Origin of the sequence: Amycolatopsis sp. NPDC049691 (assembly GCF_040675005.1) — a bacterium.
GTDB lineage: Bacteria > Actinomycetota > Actinomycetes > Mycobacteriales > Pseudonocardiaceae > Amycolatopsis.
The window spans coordinates 68,830-83,616 of sequence record NZ_JBFANX010000023.1 but is presented as its reverse complement, the minus strand read 5'-3'; the positions used below and the strand labels follow the sequence as shown (position 1 = coordinate 83,616).

Sequence of the window (14,787 nt, the reverse complement as noted above, 5' to 3'; positions counted from 1 at the left end):
CTACTCGACCAGCGCCGCGATCTCCTCACGCGCCTGGACGACGATGTCCCGCATCGCCCGCTCCGCCCGGTCGGCCTCCCCCGCCGCCACCGCCGCGGCCACCTCCAGGTGCAGCGCGATGGCCTCGGGCTGCGGTTCCGGCGGCATCAGCCCGTGCCCGGTCCGGCCGGTGAGCACCTCCGCGACGACCGCGGAAAGCTGCGCGAACATCGGGTTCCGGGACGCGGTCAGCAGCAGGTCGTGGAACGCGATGTCGAATTCGAGGAACGTCGTGAGGTCGCGCGCGCGGGCCGTGCGCGCCAGCCGCTCTCCCAGCGCGCCGAGCCGGCCGCGCTCCTCCGGCGTCGCGCGCAGGGCCGCGTACCGCGCCGCGCACGGCTCGATCCCCGAGCGCAGCTCGTTCAGCGTCGCGAGGGCCGCCGGCCGTGCGGGACCGTCGAGCTGCCAGCGGATCAGCCGCGGGTCGTAGTGGTTCCACTCCGCCGGCTCCCGGACGATCACGCCGACGCGGCGCTTGCTGCTGGTCAGCCGCATTGTCTCGAGCACCCGGACGACTTCGCGCGCCACCGTCCGCGAAGCTCCGAAGCGCTCCTGAAGCTCTTCGGAGCGCAGGACGGTGCCCGGTTCCAGTGACCCGTTCGCGATCGCCGCGCCCAGCGCGTCCAGTACCTGCTCGTGCCTCACCGGGTCCAACCTAGCCATCTGACTCGATTAAGTAGTACTTCATCTTGAATAAGTAGTACTTTTGAGTTTGACTCACCTGGGCACAACGAAGTGGGAGGTGCGGATGACCGTCATCGTGGTGATGGGGGTGTCAGGCTCCGGCAAGACGACGATCGGCACGGCGCTCGCGAACGCGCTGGGCGTCGAATACGCGGAAGCGGACACGTTCCATCCGAAGGCCAACATCGACAAGATGACCGCCGGGCATCCCCTGACGGACGAGGATCGCGCCCCCTGGCTGGAGGCCATCGCCGGCTGGATCCGCGAGCACCAGGCCTCCGGCGGCGTCGTGACGTCGTCCGCGCTCAAGCGCCGGTACCGCGACGTGCTGCGGACCGGTGGCGACGTCTGGTTCGCCCACCTGCACGGCGACCGGGCGCAGCTGGCCGAGCGGATGAAGACCCGCACCGGCCACTTCATGCCCGTGTCACTGCTGGACTCCCAGCTCGCCGACCTCGAACCCCTGGAGCCGGACGAGGCAGGCGCCGTCTTCGACAACACCAGCGGCACTCCGGAAGAGATCACCGAAGCCGCGCTGACCGCCTTCCGGGAGCACGCGTGAACACCCTCCTCGCCGCCGGCTGGACCGGCCACGACACCCGCCTGATCATCGCGACCGTCGTCGCGATCGCCGTCATCGTCGTGCTGATCACGAAGGTGAAGCTGCACCCGTTCCTGTCGCTGGTGCTCGGCTCGCTGGTGCTCGGCCTGACCGCCGGGATGCCGGTCGACAAGCTGTTGAAGAGCTTCACGAACGGCGTCGGCAGCACCGTCGCGTCCGTCGGCATCCTGATCGCGCTCGGCGCGATGCTCGGCAAGCTGCTGGCCGACTCCGGCGGCGCCGACCAGATCGTCGACACGGTGCTGGGCAGGGCCCGCGGCGGCGCGCTGCCCTGGGCGATGGCGCTGGTGGCGGCGTTGATCGGGCTGCCGATGTTCTTCGAGATCGGGCTCGTCATGCTCATCCCGGTCGTGCTGCTCGCGGCCAAGCGCACCGGGAAACCGTTGATGCTGCTGGGCATTCCGGCGGTCGCCGGGCTGTCGGTGCTGCACGGGCTCGTCCCGCCGCACCCGGGTCCGCTCGCCGCGGCGGGCGCGCTGAACGCGAACGTCGGCGTGACGCTGGCGTTCGGCCTGCTCGTCGGGATCCCGACGCTGGTCGTCGCGGGCCCGCTGTTCGGTCGCGTCGCCGCCCGGCTGGTGCCGGACGCGCAGCCGCCCGAGCGGCTGATCCCGGAACGCGCCGACCCGGACAAGCCGCGCCCGAGCTTCGCCGCGACGCTCACGACCGTGCTGCTGCCGGTCGTGCTCATGCTGGCGAAAGCGCTCTCGGACATCTTGCTGGGCAAGGAAAACCAGGCGCGCAAGGTCCTGGACTTCGTCGGTGACCCGCTGATCGCGCTGCTGGCGGCGGTCCTGGTGGGCATGGTGCTGCTCGGCCGCCCGGCGGGTCTCGACCGGGCGCGACTGTCCACTGTGGTCGGCGAGTCGCTCGGCCCGATCGCGGGGATCATCCTGATCGTCGGCGCGGGCGGCGGCTTCAAGCAGACCTTGGTGGACGCGGGCGTCGGCGACGTCATCACGGGCTTGGCGAAGGACGCGCACCTGTCGCCGCTGCTGCTGGGCTGGCTGGTCGCGGTGGCGATCCGCCTGGCAACGGGCTCGGCCACGGTGGCAACGGTCTCGGCGGCGGGCATCGTGGCCCCGCTGGCGGCGACCATGGACCCGTCGCACAGCGCGCTGCTGGTCCTGGCCATCGGCGCCGGCTCGCTGTTCTTCTCGCACGTCAACGACGCCGGGTTCTGGCTGGTGAAGGAGTACTTCGGGCTGTCGGTCGGGCAGACGCTGAAGAGCTGGTCGGTGATGGAGACGCTGATTTCGGTGGTGGCGATCGCGCTGATCCTGCCGCTGTCGCTGGTCGTTTAGAGGACGACGCCTTCGATCACGTCCGGCAGCTGGACCACGAGGTACGCCAGCGCTGTCACGGGAACGATCACCACGGCGAACCGCTGCACCTTGGTCGCGTGGAAGCCCTGGCGGGCGAGCACCGCGAGTGCCCCCGCCAGGGCGAGCACCCCGAGCGGCAGCCCCCGGTCGGGGTCGAACCCGCCGGCGTCGTACGCGTCGGCGAGCAGCAGCCCGACCGCCGCGGCCGTCGCGAGCGCGCCGCGCCACGTGTCCGCGCCGATCGCGTGGAACAGGAAGCCCAGCGCGAGCCCGGCGACCACCGCGAACCCACACCACAGCACCATGGTGTCGACCGCGATGTCGTAGGGCATGCCCGGGTACTCGATGCCGTAGAACACCTTCTTGCCGACGTAGAACGCCACCACCGCGCCGACGAGGAGCGACGCGCTCCGCGCGCAGGCCCGGCGCACGTCGGTGCGGGCGGCCACCACCGCCACCGCGAGCACCCACGGCCCGAGACTGTGCGCGAGCACGCGCAGCGGGAGCGAGTAGTAGCAGTCAGCGGCGAAGAACCCGGTCAGCAGACCGATCGCGCCGCACGTCAGCAGGTGACGGTCGCGCGCTACCCCCACGTAGGCCATGCGCCGCCGTAGCGACCGTTGACATGTGACCTTTTGGTCACCTATCCTCGCTGACGTGCCCGACGACGACCTGGTGTTCAAGGCGCTGGCGGATCCGACCCGCCGGTTCCTGCTCGACCTGCTCTTCGAGCGTGACGGCCGCACGCTCACCGAGCTGGAGACCCAAGTCGACATGACCCGCTTCGGCGTCATGAAGCACCTGAAGCTCCTGGAAGAGGCCGGGCTCGTCGTCGCGCGGAAGGAAGGCCGGGAAAAGCTGCACTTCCTCAACCCCGTGCCCATCCGGCAGATCCACGACCGGTGGATCGACAAGTACACCGAACGCCAGGTCACCGCGCTGCTCGATCTCAAGAACGAACTGGAAGGCGAAGAACCATGACGACCACCGTGCAGGTCCACCGCGTCTACATCAAGGCCACCCCGGAGCGCATCTGGGAAGCCATCACCAAGCCCGAGTGGACGCAGAAGTACGGCTACACCGGCCTCGCCGACTTCGACCTCAAGGTCGGCGGCAAGCACCGGACCCGCCCGACGCAGGCGTTCATCGACGCCGGGTTCACCGGGGACCTCGTCGACGGCGAAGTCCTCGAAGTCGATCCGCCGCGCAAGCTCGTCATCACCTGGAAACTGCTGATGGGCCCGGAAGGGATGGGCGCCGAGCCCTACACCACGCTCACCTACGACATCGAAGAAACCAAGACCGCCGGCACCAGACTGACCGTCACCCACGACCTCACCGGCGCGCCGCTCACCGCCGAGATGGTCGGCGGGGTGCACGAGGACATCAACGCCGGGCCGGGCGAGAACGCCGGTGGCGGCTGGGCCTGGGTGCTCTCCGACCTCAAGTCCCTGCTGGAGACCGGCGAGATCCTCGTTCCTTGAGAGGGTCTGGCGGGGCCTGTCTCGCGCCGCTTCGAGGCAGGCCCCGCCAGGGTCTTCAGACGCGCTGGGTCGCCGCCTTCAAGGCCGCCTTCGCAGCCTCCGACGCGCCCAGCGTGTCGAGTCCGAACAACGCCGCCCCCACCACGGGGTTCACGTCGACGACCCGGACCACCGCACGCGGCGCCACCTTCAGGCACCGCTTCTCGATCTCCGCGATCACCGGCGCGCCGATGCCGGTCAGGACACCGCCGCCGAGGACGATCTCCGGCGCGTCCTCGGTCAGGTCCAGTTCGCGCAGGATCACCGCCGCGAACACGCTGACCTCCTCGACGAACCGCGTCACGATGTCCTGCGCGACCTCGTCGCCCGCCGCGGCCACCTCGAACAGCAGCGGGCACAGGCCGTGGATCGACGCCGCGTCGATCTCCTCGAAGTGCAGGCCCTGCACCACGTCCAGCAGCGTCGGCCGGCCGAAGTACGCCGCCACCGCCGGCATCAACGCGGTCCGCGGGCCGCGGCCGTCCTCGGCGCGCACGGCCCACCACAGAGCCTCTTCGCCGAGCCGGTAGCCGCCGCCCCAGTCGCCGGAGATCTTGCCCAGCGCGGGAAAGCGGTGGACGCGGCCGTCCGGGCCGACGCCGGCGCCGTTGATCCCGGCGCCGCACACGACCGCGACACCCACCCCCGCGCTGCCCGCCCGGAGCAGCGCGAGGGTGTCGTTGCCGACCGTCAGGGTGTCGCTCCACCCGCGCGCGGACAGCGCCGCGTGCAGCGCCTCCTCCTCGCGCGGGAAGTCCAGCCCGGCCAGGTACGCGGACGTGTGCACCGCGAACGGCTTCTCCCCGAAGTCGGGGTATGCCTCCAGCACCAGGCCTTCCAGCGCCGTGACGCAGGCCGCGACGCCGATGTTCTGCGGCGACGCGCCGGGGCCGCGCGACTTCCCCAGCACGACGCCGTCTTCCGAGATCACGAGGACCTCGGTCTTGCTGTTGCCGCCGTCGATCGCGATGACTGCAGGCTTCATCCGCGAGCCCAGGGCAGGTACTCGCGGTTGATCTGCACCAGCGAGTCGGCGAGCGTGTCGGCCTTCGCGTACTGGCCGACCAGCGGGTGGGCGAGCAGGGCGTCGGCGACGCGGTCGCGGCCACCCTTCAGCGCCGCTTCCAAAGCCAGGAACTCGTACGCCGTGGTCGCCGAGATCAAGCCCGAGAACTGCGGTTCGACCGGCGGCTGCGGGATCGCCACCGCACCCTTCGAGTCCACAATGGAGCGCGCCTCGATGACGGCGTCGTCCGGGAGGAACGGGAAGGTGCCGTCGTTGCGGACGTTCACCACGTGCTCCTCGGCCGGCCCGCCCGCGGTCAGCGCGTGCACCAGCTGCACGGCGGCTTCCGAGTAGTACGCACCGCCGCGCTTCTCCAGCGACTCCGGCTTCGTGTTCTGCTCCGGGTCGAGGTAGATCTTCAGCAGCTCTTCCTCGACGTCGGACACGACGTCCGCGCGCGGACGCTCGGTGCGCTGCTTGGTCACCTGCTCGTCGTGCGCGTAGAAGTACTTCAGGTAGTACGACGGCACGACGTTCATCCGCCGCAACCACTTCTCCGGCACGCTGACCTCTTTGGACAGGTAGTCCAGGTGCTCCTCCAGCAGCTCCGGCAGCCGGTCGACGCCGTCGACGAGCGCGCCGCGTTCCCAGCTCAGGTGGTTCAGTCCGGTGTGGACGAGCTTGACGTCGTCCGCGCCGACGCCCAGGAGCCGGCCGAACTGGCGCTGCAGGTTGATCGCGACGTTGCACAGCCCGACCGCGCGGTGCCCCTCGTTGAGCAGGGCGCGGGTGACGATGCCGACCGGGTTGGTGAAGTTGACGATCCACGTGTCGTCACCGGCGATCTTGCGGACGCGGTCGGCGATGTCGAGCACCACCGGCACCGTGCGCAGCGCCTTCGCCAGCCCGCCCGCGCCGGTCGTCTCCTGCCCGACGCAGCCGCAGGCGTGCGGGAACGTCTCGTCGGAGCGCCGCGCCCGCTGCCCGCCGACGCGCAGCTGGATCAGCACGGCGGAGGCGCCGTCGACACCTTCCTCCAGCGACTGCGTCGTCTTGACCCGCGCGGGGTGCCCGGCGTGGTCGAGGAGGCGCTGGCTGAACCCGCCGACGGCCTCGACGCGGTAGGCGTCCGGGTCGACCAGCACGATCTCGTCGACGTCCAAAGTGGACCGGCGCCCGGCGATCCCGTCGATCAGTTCCGGCGTGTAGGTGGACCCGCCACCGACGACTGCCAGCTTCATCCCTTGACTCCCGTGAATGTGATGCCCTTGACGAACGACTTCTGCGCGAACACGAACAGCACGATCACCGGCGCCATGATCAGCGCGGTCGCCGCCATCGTCATGTTCCACTCGACGTGGTGCATGCCGCGGAAGGACGCGATCGCCAGCGACAGCGGCCAGTGGTCCTGGTTCTCGCCGGTGTAGAGCAGCGGCCCGAAGTAGTCGTTCCAGGTGAACAGGAAGCAGAACATCGCGGTGGCCGCGATCCCCGGCTTGGCCATCGGGATCAGCACCCGGACCATGGCCTGGAACTCGTTGCAGCCGTCGATCTTCGCCGCTTCGATGTAGTCCTTCGGAATGGTGAGGAAGAACTGGCGGAGCAGGAAGATCGAGAACGCGTCGAAGAAGAAGTACGGCACGATCAGCGGGACCAGCGTGCCGGTGAGGCCCATCCGGACCCACAGGTCGTACAGCGGCACGACGGTGACCTGCGGCGGCAGCAGCATCGCGGCCACGGTCAGCATGAAGAACAGGTTCTGCCCGCGCCACCGCAGTTTCGCCAGCCCGTAGGCCGCCGGGATCGCCGAAAGCAGCGCGCCCGCCGTCGCCAGCGCCGAATACAGCAGGCTGTTGCCGAAGTATTCGAGCAGCGGCGCCTTCTTGAACACCGTGACGAAGTTTTCGAAGTGCCATTCGCTCGGCCACAGGCTCGCCGTCATCGCCTGGTCGCTTTTCATCACCGCCGTGAGGAAGACGAAGAGCAGCGGCAGCATGAAGATCACGCCCATGGCGATGCCGACCGAGTGCAGCGCGATGAACGACAGCCGCTTGTCCCAGCTGCGCTTGAACCGCACCCGCGGCGGCACTCCCGCCGGCTTCTGCGGCGCTTCGGCCAGTGCGGTCATGCCCCCTCCTCCTGGTGCTGAGACTTCCGCAGCTGCCGCACGAGAATCCACGTGAAGCCCGCGGAAACGATGAACAGCAGCACCGCCATCGCGGCCGCGTAACCCATGTTGAAGTAGCGGAAACCCTGGACGTACAGCCAGATCGGGTACGTCAGCGTCGAGTTCTGCGGTGCCCCGATCAGCTTCGAGTTGCCGGCGACGTCCGCGGTACCCGCGCTCGCCGAGGCCGCCACGATCGCCTGCGTGAAGAACTGCAGCGCGTAGATGATCGAATTGACCACGCCGAACAGCAGGACCGGCGAGATCGACGGCAGCGTGACGTGCCAGAACCGGCGGATCGGGCCGGCGCCGTCGAGTTCGGCGGCCTCGTACTGCTCGGTCGGGACGTCGAGCAGAGCGGCCAGGATGATGATCATCAGCTCGCCGGAACCCCACAGCGCCAGCAGCGTCAGCGCGGGCTTCGACATCTCGGGGCTGTTGAACCAGAGCCCGCCGTCGATGCCGACGAGCCGCAGGAACCGGTTGACCGGTCCGAACTCCGGGTTGAACACGAAGACGAACGCCAGCGTGGCCGCCGCGGGCGGGGCCAGCGTCGGCAGGTAGCAGAGCGTCCGGACCAGGCCGACGCCCGACTTCAGCCGCGAGATCACCGACGCGACGCCGAGCGAGAACACCACCCGGCAGACCGTCAGGACGACCACCAGCCACAGCGTGTTGTACGCGGCCGTGCCGACCAGCGGCTCGCTGGTGAACATCCGGACGTAGTTGTCGAAGCCGACGAACTGCGGCGGGTTGATCAGGTCGTAGCGGGTGAACGAGTAGTAGACCGTCGCGATCAGCGGGTAGCCGAAGAAGATCAGGAACCCGACGAACGCGGGGGCCATGAAGAGGAAGACGGTCCGGCGGCGCTTGGCCCGGCGGGCCCCCGCCCGCACCTTGGCCGGTGCGGACGGGGAACCGTCGGTCTTGGCGACGAGCGTGGTCATCCGCCCGCGCCCTTCTGCTTCAGCTCGTCGTTGATCTGCGCGTCGACCTTCTGCAGGCCCGCGGTCAGATCGGGGATCGAGCCGGCCTGCCACTTCTCGGCGAAGTCGTTGACCGCCTTGAGGTGCGCGTCACCGATCGGCGTGGTCTGGTTCGAGACGAGCTTGCCGCTGTCGTACATGTCGAGGAACGTCTTGAACTGCGGCTGCAGGTCGAGGCGCGGCGAAGTCAGCGAGGCCTTCGTGCTGGGCACGTTCTTCAGGCCGTTGGCCATGTCCACGAGGGTGTCGGTGTCCAGCGTGACCTGCTTGATCAGCTCCCACGCGGCGCCGGGGTTCTTGGCGCCCTTGGGGATCGCGATGATCGTGCCGGTGGTGAAGGCACTTCCGTACTTGTCCGCCATGGTGGTGAGCACCGGGGCGGGCGCGGTGGCGTAGTTCAGGGTCGGCGCCTGATCCTTGATGAACGCGGTGCGGAACTCACCGTCGTAGATCATCGCCAGCTTGCCCTTCTGGAAGCCGTTGTCGGCGGAGTACTCGTCACCGAGACCGGCCTTGAACTTCTCGACCTTGTCGTGGCCACCGAGCGCGTCGATCAGCTTCTTCTGGAACTCGAACATCGCCTTCCAGCCGGGGTTGGTGGCGAGGTCCGACTTGCCGTCCGGGCCGAGGAACGGCGCGCCGAAGTTCGGCGCCCAGTACTGGGCCTGGTTGGCGTAGAACGGCATCGACGGCAGGAAGCCGGCGACCTTGATCGAGCCGTCCGCGTTGTACTCGGTCAGCTTCTTGGCGTCCTCGAGCAGCTCGTCCGTGGTCTTCGGCGGCGAGGTGACGCCCTTCGCCGCGAACATGTCCTTGTTGTAGTAGAAGCCGTAGACGTCGGCGAGCATCGGCATCGCGCACCGCTTGCCCTGGTACTCGGTGTAGTTGCGGACCGCTTCGGGGATTTGGTTCAGGTCGATCTTGTCGCGGTCGATGTAGGGCTTGAGGTCCTGGAAGCTGCCGGTGGAGCACCAGGCGCCGAGGTTGTCGGTGTAGAAGGAGATCGCGACGTCGGGTGGGTTGCCGCCGCGAATCGACTGGGTCAGCTTGTCGTCGTCCTGGTTGCCCTCGTGCTTGATCTCGATGTTCGGGAACTTCGTCTTGAGCTTGTTGAGACCCGCCGTGACCACGCCGTACTCGCGGTCGGTGAACTTGGAGTACACGGTGATCGTGATCTTGTCGTCCTTGCCGGGCGCGGCCGCCGCGTCACCCCCGCTGGGGGCGGCGGCGCCGGAACAGGCGCTGGTCAGCAGGACGGACGCCGCGGCGGCGGCCACCAGCAGGGCGCCTCGGCGGGTCCGGGTGGTAGGGGGCATGGCCCTCCTCCTCATCGGTCGGTCTACTCGGTCGGGGACGGGTGCTTCCGACCTCGGGCCTGCGACCCGAGGAGCGTGGGGGTGACGACGCCGAAGACGTCCTCACGGGCGGTGGCCAGCGCGGACTGCAGCGCACCGGCGCGGACGGCGTTGCCCTGCACGGAAGCGCAGCCGACGGGCGTGCGCGGCAGGACCAGTTCGTGGAGCTTTTCCTGCACCAGCGCGGCGAACTCTTCGCCGCCGGCGCGGCTGGTGTCACCGCAGAGGAGCACGAGCTGCGGGTCGGCGACGGCGACGAGGTTGGCGACGCCGCCGGCGACCCGCTTCGCCAGATCGTGGCGGAAGGGATGGTGTGGCTCGGTTTTCGCCATGGCTTCCCAGGCGGTGTCGGCCTGGATGCCGTGGGCGGCGGCGAGGCGGCAGATGGCGGGCGAGTCGACGAGGTTGCCGAACCGGGCGCCGGCTTCGGGCCAGACGTCCCCGGTGTCCACAGTGGCCGGATCGGGCACGCGCATCCAGTCGATCTCGCCGCCCCCGCCGGTGGCACCGCGCAGCAACCGCCGCCCGATGACGACGGCGCCGCCGACGCCTTCGGACAGCCAGACCATGACGAAGTCGTCGACGTCCTGGGCCTGCCCGACGGTCATCTCCTCGACGGCGACGAGGTTGACGTCGTTCTCGATGAGGACGTCGACGCCGAGTTCGTCGCTGAGTTTCTGCGGGACGTCGAAGCCGAGCCAGCCGGGGATGTGCGGGGCGGAGGAGAGCAGGCCGGTCCGCGGATCGAACGCACCCTGCGCGCCGATCACGACGTGGGCCAGGTCTTCTCGTTCGATCCCGGCGTCGCCGGCGACCTTCTGGAGTGCTTCGCCGAAGGTCCCGACGACGTCGGCCCCGGCGTGCACGGGCAGCGGCGTCCGGTACTCGGCGAGCACGATCCCGGCGACATCGGCGACGACGAAGTCGGCAACGTGCGGGGTGAGATCGACGGCGGCGACGAAGGCGAGGCTGCCGTTGGCGGCCCAGAGCTGGGCGCGGGGTCCGCGTCCGCCGCCTCGGACGCCGGCCTTCATGACGAGGTTGTCCTGTTCGAGCCGGGTGATGAGCTGCGCGGTGGCGGGCTTGGAGAGCCCGATGGCGAGCTCGAGCTCGGCCCGCGTGAGGGGGCCCTCCCGCAGGAGGACCTCGATGGCGGCGCGATCGTTGATCTCGCGCAGCATCCGCGGGCTACCGGCTCGCACTCGTTGCTCCCGACTTAATTAGGATACTTTACAGACGGTTTCCGGGGACTGTAGTGAGCCGGCGCACAGCCGTCAACGGTCTGGTGAAACGAGCAGGTAACGGCTGGGCGAGGTGCACAGGGCGCAACGAAAACGGCCCCGGCGAGTAGCCGGGGCCGTTTTCTGGTCGCGCTCTGTGGCGGGTGGTTACTCCTCCGCGTCCGCCCAAGCCTTGAGCATCACGCGGGCGATCGACGAGTTCCCCGGCAGGATGATCTCCGCCGCCCCGTCGGCGATCGGCGTCGGCTTCGACCCCTCGCCGCGCTCCGAACTGTTCGCGAATGCCTCACGCACCTCCGCGCGCGAGACCCACAGCGCCTCTTCGATCTCGCCGTCGGCGGGCACCAACGGCAATGACCGATCCGCCCGCGCCGTGAAGCCCAGCATGATCGAGCGCGGGAACGGCCACGGCTGGCTCCCGAGGTACCGGACGTCCGACACGGCCGCCCCCACCTCTTCGCGGATCTCGCGGACCACGCACGCCTCGAGCGACTCCCCCGCCTCGACGAACCCCGCCAAGACCGAATACCGCCCCGCCGGCCAGATCGGCTGGCGCGCCAGCAGCACGTGGGAACCGTTCACCCCCTCCGACGAGTGGACCAGGCAGATCACCGCCGGGTCCGTGCGCGGGTACTCCTCGCGCCCGTCGTTCGTGCACTTGCTCGCCCAGCCGAACTGGATCAGCTCCGTGGGATGTCCGCAGCGGGTGCAGAACTTCGCCTGGCGCCGCCAAAAACGCAACGCCTGCGCCGTCGTGAACAGCCCCGCCGACGTGTCGTCCAGCAGGTCGCCGTAGCCGCGCAGGTCGACCCACACCTCGCCGTCGGCGCGCGGGACCTCCTCCACGAAACCCCAGCTGCCCGCCATCTTCACGGTGTCGGCCGAGCCCGACGGACCGCCCGGCAGCGACCAGTAGTCGGTGTCCTGCCACTCGCCCAGGAACACCGCGTCCGCCGGCGGCGAAGACCCGAAGTCGATCGCCTTCCGGAACGCCAGTACCGAAGTGCCTTCGACGACCGGGGTGCGCCCGGTGTCGTCCAGCAGGACGACCCGGGCGTCGGCCCAGCGGGACAACAGCCGCGAAGGGTTGGTGCGCAAGCCTTCCTGACGGTCCACAGTGGACCGCGACAAGGTCGGCAACGAACCTAGCGAAAACGGGACGGACATCAGGCGGGCTCGCCCACGACGACGTCGCCCAGCGACAGCAGCTTGCGCTCCAGCACGCCCGCGTCGCCGACCACCACGCCCGTGAACCGCTTGGGGGCGAAGTACTTCAGCGCCGCTTCGGCCACCTCGTCCGCCGTCACCGCCGCCACCCGCGCCGGGTGCTCGTTCAGCCACTCCAGGCCGAGCCCGGTCGAGGCCAGCGCCAGCACCTGCCCGGCCAGCCCGGACTGCGACGACGTCGACGTCAGCAGCGAGCCGATCGCGTACTGCCGCACCGACTCCAGCTCGTCGCCCGACGGCGGGACCTGGCCGAGGCGGCCCAGCTCGTAGCGGGTCTCCAGCAGCGCCGGCGCGGTCGCCTCGGTGGCCGTGTCCGCGTCGACGTTGACCACCGCGGTGCCGTCGGTGAACTCGAACCCGGAGTGCGCGGAGTACGTGTACCCCTTGTTCTCACGGATGTTCTCCACCAGCCGCGACGAGAAGTACCCGCCGTAGGCCAGGTTCGCCAGCTGCAGCGCCGCGTAACCCGGGTCCGTGCGCGGAACGGTCTGCGCCGACAGCCGGATCTGCGACTGCACGGCCCCGCCGCGCGGCACCAGCAGCACGTTCGGCCCGGTCAGCTCGGGCAGCGGCGGCAGCCGGACGGCGGAGCGGTCGGACGCCCAGCCGCCGAGCACCTTCTCCAGGTCACCGATGACCGCCGAGGGATCGATGTCGCCGACCAGCACCAGCACCGAGCCGCGCGGCAGCACCGACGCCTGGTGCAGCGCCCGCACCTGCTCGGGCGTCACGACGGCGACATCTTCGGCGCGCGGGACTTCGCGCGTGGCGGGGTGGTCGCCGTAGCGGTGCTTCTGCAGCGCCTCCCGCGCGATCGTGCGCGGCTGGGTCCGCGAGACGGCGATCCGCTCGACGAGCCGCTCCTTCTCGCGCGCGATCTCCTCGTCGGCGTACGTCGCTCCCGTCAGGACGTCGCCGAGGACGTCGAGGAACGTCGGCAGCTTCTCGGCGAGCGCGGATCCGGTCAGCACCAGGCGTTCCGGGTCGACGCCGGCGCCGATGTCGCCGCCGATCAGCGCCAGCTCGGCGTCGATCTCGATGCGGTCGCGCCGCGCCGTGCCGGTCAGGATCGTCTCGGCGAGCACCTCGGCCGTGGCCGGGTGCAGCGCGTCGTCGCCCGCGAACGGGATCCACAGCCGGGCCTCGACCAGCGGCACGGTCGCCTTGCGCACGGCCAGTACCCGCAGGCCGTTGGGCAACGAAGTGTCCACATGGGACAGATCAGCGGCGGCGCGCTGCTCGCCCAGCGGCGGCAGCGGGCGCGGCCCCCGCGTCGTGCGGCCGATCTCGTCCGCACTGCGGTGCGTTGCTGAAGTCACTGCTCGTTGGTCCCTTCCGAAGCGGGCTTGACCACCAGGACGGCACGCGCGTCGGGGCGCAGCGCCTTCGCCGCCGCCGAAACGGCTTCCGAGGTGACGGCGGACATCCGGTCCGCGAGCTTGTACACCAGCGACGCATCGCCGTAGAGCAGCTCGAACGAACCGAGGGCCAGCGTCCGGGACACCAGCCGGTCGTGCTCGGAGTGCAGGCTCGCCGTCCAGCGGGCGGTGACCTTGCGCAGCTCCTCCTCGCTCGGCGGGGTCTCGGCGAGCTTCTCCAGCTCGTCGTCCAGCGCGGCGAGCACGCGCTCGCGCGGCACCTCGTGCGGGTGGATCAGGGTGATGGTGAACGTGTCGGGGTCGCGCGCCTCGAACGGGCCGAACAGCCCGGCGCCGGCGCCGATGTCGACGACCAGGGGCTCGCGGTGCACCAGCCGCTGCTGCAGGCGGGAGCCGTCGCCGTCGGTGAGGACGCCGGCGAGGACCAGGTAGGCCAGGTAGCCGTCGACGTCGTTGATCGGGTCGGGCATCCGGTAGCCGATGCCGAGCGCGGGCAGCGGGGCGTGCGGGTCTTCGACCTCGCCGCGCAGCTCGGTGGTCGGCAGCGGCTCGGCGAACGACGGCCGCTGCGGCGCGGGCCGGTGCGGGACGTCACCGAAGTGCGTCTCGATCAGCTTCCTGGCGTTGTCGACCTCGAAGTCGCCGGCCACCGTGAGCACGGCGTTCGCCGGCGCGTAGTAGGTGTCGAAGAACGCGGCGCAGTCGTCGACCGTCGCGCTTTCGAGGTCCTCGAAGCCGCCGTAACCGTTGTGCGCGTTGGGGAACGTCGAGTACAGCACCGGCGGCAGGGTGATCCACGGGAACCCGCCGTAGGGCCGGTTCAGCACGTTCAGCCGGATCTCTTCCTTGACGACGTCGATCTGGTTCGCCAGGTTCTCGGCGGTCAGCTTCGGCGCGCGCATGCGGTCGGCCTCGAGGAACAGCGCGCGCTCGAGCGCGGCGCTGGGCAGCACCTCGAAGTAGTCCGTGTAGTCCGGGTGGGTGGACCCGTTGAAGGTGCCGCCGCTGGACTGGACGTGCCGGAAGTGGGCGAGCTTCTCGAGGCTCTCCGAGCCCTGGAACATCAGGTGCTCGAAGAGGTGCGCGAAACCGGTGCGCCCCTCGGGCTCGGAACGGAAGCCCACGTCGTAGTGGACACTGACGCCGACCACCGGCGCGGTCGCGTCGGGTGCGAGGACCACGCGCAGACCGTTGTCGAGGGTGTATCGGACGAGCTCGGGATCGGCCATGGCC

General features: G+C 69.8%; 15 protein-coding genes. 4 read left to right on the top strand and 11 right to left on the bottom strand.

Annotation, left to right across the window (positions count from 1 at the left end; translation table 11 throughout):
• Entirely contained in the window at positions 1–702 is a 702-nt protein-coding gene (locus AB0J40_RS38360) for an FCD domain-containing protein (protein ID WP_364463651.1), read from the bottom strand.
• A gap of 85 nt (positions 703–787) precedes the next feature.
• Between AB0J40_RS38360 and AB0J40_RS38355 the strand changes: the two genes are divergently transcribed.
• Together AB0J40_RS38355 and AB0J40_RS38350 are read left to right on the top strand one after the other, a co-directional pair.
• The gene (locus tag AB0J40_RS38355) at positions 788–1,285 is read left to right on the top strand and encodes a gluconokinase (RefSeq protein WP_364463648.1); all 498 of its coding nucleotides are present in this window, start codon (positions 788–790) and stop codon (positions 1,283–1,285) included.
• Positions 1,282–2,649, top strand: coding sequence for a gluconate:H+ symporter (locus AB0J40_RS38350; RefSeq protein WP_364463645.1), 1,368 nt, complete (start codon positions 1,282–1,284; stop codon positions 2,647–2,649). Before AB0J40_RS38355 ends, AB0J40_RS38350 begins: the two co-directional genes overlap by 4 nt.
• Here AB0J40_RS38350 and AB0J40_RS38345 read toward each other — a convergent pair.
• Entirely contained in the window at positions 2,646–3,272 is a 627-nt protein-coding gene (locus tag AB0J40_RS38345; protein ID WP_364463642.1) for a DUF6518 family protein, read from the bottom strand. The genes AB0J40_RS38350 and AB0J40_RS38345 overlap by 4 nt on opposite strands.
• A gap of 55 nt (positions 3,273–3,327) precedes the next feature.
• On the opposite strand from AB0J40_RS38345, the gene AB0J40_RS38340 reads away from it, so the two are divergent.
• Positions 3,328–3,651 carry a metalloregulator ArsR/SmtB family transcription factor gene (locus tag AB0J40_RS38340; protein WP_364463639.1) on the top strand — a complete coding sequence of 108 codons (324 nt, stop codon included), beginning with the start codon at positions 3,328–3,330 and terminating at the stop codon, positions 3,649–3,651.
• A complete protein-coding gene (locus AB0J40_RS38335) occupies positions 3,648–4,154 on the top strand; it encodes an SRPBCC domain-containing protein (RefSeq protein ID WP_364463636.1) in 507 nt (168 codons plus the stop codon). The genes AB0J40_RS38340 and AB0J40_RS38335 overlap by 4 nt, the downstream gene beginning before the upstream one ends.
• A 55-nt stretch (positions 4,155–4,209) precedes the next feature.
• On the opposite strand, the gene AB0J40_RS38330 is transcribed toward AB0J40_RS38335, so the two are convergent.
• The 9 genes from AB0J40_RS38330 to AB0J40_RS38290 form a co-directional block, all read right to left on the bottom strand.
• Entirely contained in the window at positions 4,210–5,178 is a 969-nt protein-coding gene (locus AB0J40_RS38330; protein WP_364463634.1) for a BadF/BadG/BcrA/BcrD ATPase family protein, read from the bottom strand.
• Positions 5,175–6,440, bottom strand: a complete 1,266-nt coding sequence (locus tag AB0J40_RS38325; protein ID WP_364463631.1) for a 6-phospho-beta-glucosidase — start codon at positions 6,438–6,440, stop codon at positions 5,175–5,177. The genes AB0J40_RS38330 and AB0J40_RS38325 overlap by 4 nt, the downstream gene beginning before the upstream one ends.
• Positions 6,437–7,327: a carbohydrate ABC transporter permease gene (locus AB0J40_RS38320; protein ID WP_364463628.1), complete on the bottom strand. Its 891-nt coding sequence runs from the start codon at positions 7,325–7,327 to the stop codon at positions 6,437–6,439. The genes AB0J40_RS38325 and AB0J40_RS38320 overlap by 4 nt, the downstream gene beginning before the upstream one ends.
• Entirely contained in the window at positions 7,324–8,313 is a 990-nt protein-coding gene (locus tag AB0J40_RS38315; RefSeq protein ID WP_364463625.1) for a sugar ABC transporter permease, read from the bottom strand. The genes AB0J40_RS38320 and AB0J40_RS38315 overlap by 4 nt, the downstream gene beginning before the upstream one ends.
• Positions 8,310–9,668 carry an extracellular solute-binding protein gene (locus AB0J40_RS38310; protein WP_364463623.1) on the bottom strand — a complete coding sequence of 453 codons (1,359 nt, stop codon included), beginning with the start codon at positions 9,666–9,668 and terminating at the stop codon, positions 8,310–8,312. Before AB0J40_RS38310 ends, AB0J40_RS38315 begins: the two co-directional genes overlap by 4 nt.
• Before the next feature lie 23 nt (positions 9,669–9,691).
• A complete protein-coding gene (locus tag AB0J40_RS38305; RefSeq protein ID WP_364463833.1) occupies positions 9,692–10,888 on the bottom strand; it encodes an ROK family transcriptional regulator in 1,197 nt (398 codons plus the stop codon).
• 207 nt (positions 10,889–11,095) lie between these two features.
• Positions 11,096–12,115 carry an NAD(+) diphosphatase gene (gene nudC, locus AB0J40_RS38300; RefSeq protein ID WP_364463620.1) on the bottom strand — a complete coding sequence of 340 codons (1,020 nt, stop codon included), beginning with the start codon at positions 12,113–12,115 and terminating at the stop codon, positions 11,096–11,098.
• Positions 12,115–13,494, bottom strand: coding sequence for a pitrilysin family protein (locus AB0J40_RS38295; RefSeq protein ID WP_364463618.1), 1,380 nt, complete (start codon positions 13,492–13,494; stop codon positions 12,115–12,117). The genes nudC and AB0J40_RS38295 overlap by 1 nt, the downstream gene beginning before the upstream one ends.
• Complete coding sequence (locus tag AB0J40_RS38290) at positions 13,491–14,783, bottom strand: pitrilysin family protein (RefSeq protein WP_364463615.1); 1,293 nt, start codon at positions 14,781–14,783, stop codon at positions 13,491–13,493. Before AB0J40_RS38290 ends, AB0J40_RS38295 begins: the two co-directional genes overlap by 4 nt.
• Between the last annotated feature and the right edge of the window lie 4 nt (positions 14,784–14,787).

Coding starts and splice junctions, on each gene's coding strand:
- AB0J40_RS38360 (WP_364463651.1), bottom strand. CDS start 702: ATGGCTAGGTTGGACCCGGTGAGGCACGAGCAGGTACTGGACGCGCTG.
- AB0J40_RS38290 (WP_364463615.1), bottom strand. CDS start 14,783: ATGGCCGATCCCGAGCTCGTCCGATACACCCTCGACAACGGTCTGCGC.
- AB0J40_RS38325 (WP_364463631.1), bottom strand. CDS start 6,440: ATGAAGCTGGCAGTCGTCGGTGGCGGGTCCACCTACACGCCGGAACTG.
- AB0J40_RS38335 (WP_364463636.1), top strand. CDS start 3,648: ATGACGACCACCGTGCAGGTCCACCGCGTCTACATCAAGGCCACCCCG.
- AB0J40_RS38320 (WP_364463628.1), bottom strand. CDS start 7,327: ATGACCGCACTGGCCGAAGCGCCGCAGAAGCCGGCGGGAGTGCCGCCG.
- AB0J40_RS38330 (WP_364463634.1), bottom strand. CDS start 5,178: ATGAAGCCTGCAGTCATCGCGATCGACGGCGGCAACAGCAAGACCGAG.
- AB0J40_RS38345 (WP_364463642.1), bottom strand. CDS start 3,272: ATGGCCTACGTGGGGGTAGCGCGCGACCGTCACCTGCTGACGTGCGGC.
- AB0J40_RS38355 (WP_364463648.1), top strand. CDS start 788: ATGACCGTCATCGTGGTGATGGGGGTGTCAGGCTCCGGCAAGACGACG.
- AB0J40_RS38310 (WP_364463623.1), bottom strand. CDS start 9,668: ATGCCCCCTACCACCCGGACCCGCCGAGGCGCCCTGCTGGTGGCCGCC.
- AB0J40_RS38315 (WP_364463625.1), bottom strand. CDS start 8,313: ATGACCACGCTCGTCGCCAAGACCGACGGTTCCCCGTCCGCACCGGCC.
- nudC (WP_364463620.1), bottom strand. CDS start 12,115: ATGTCCGTCCCGTTTTCGCTAGGTTCGTTGCCGACCTTGTCGCGGTCC.
- AB0J40_RS38305 (WP_364463833.1), bottom strand. CDS start 10,888: ATGCTGCGCGAGATCAACGATCGCGCCGCCATCGAGGTCCTCCTGCGG.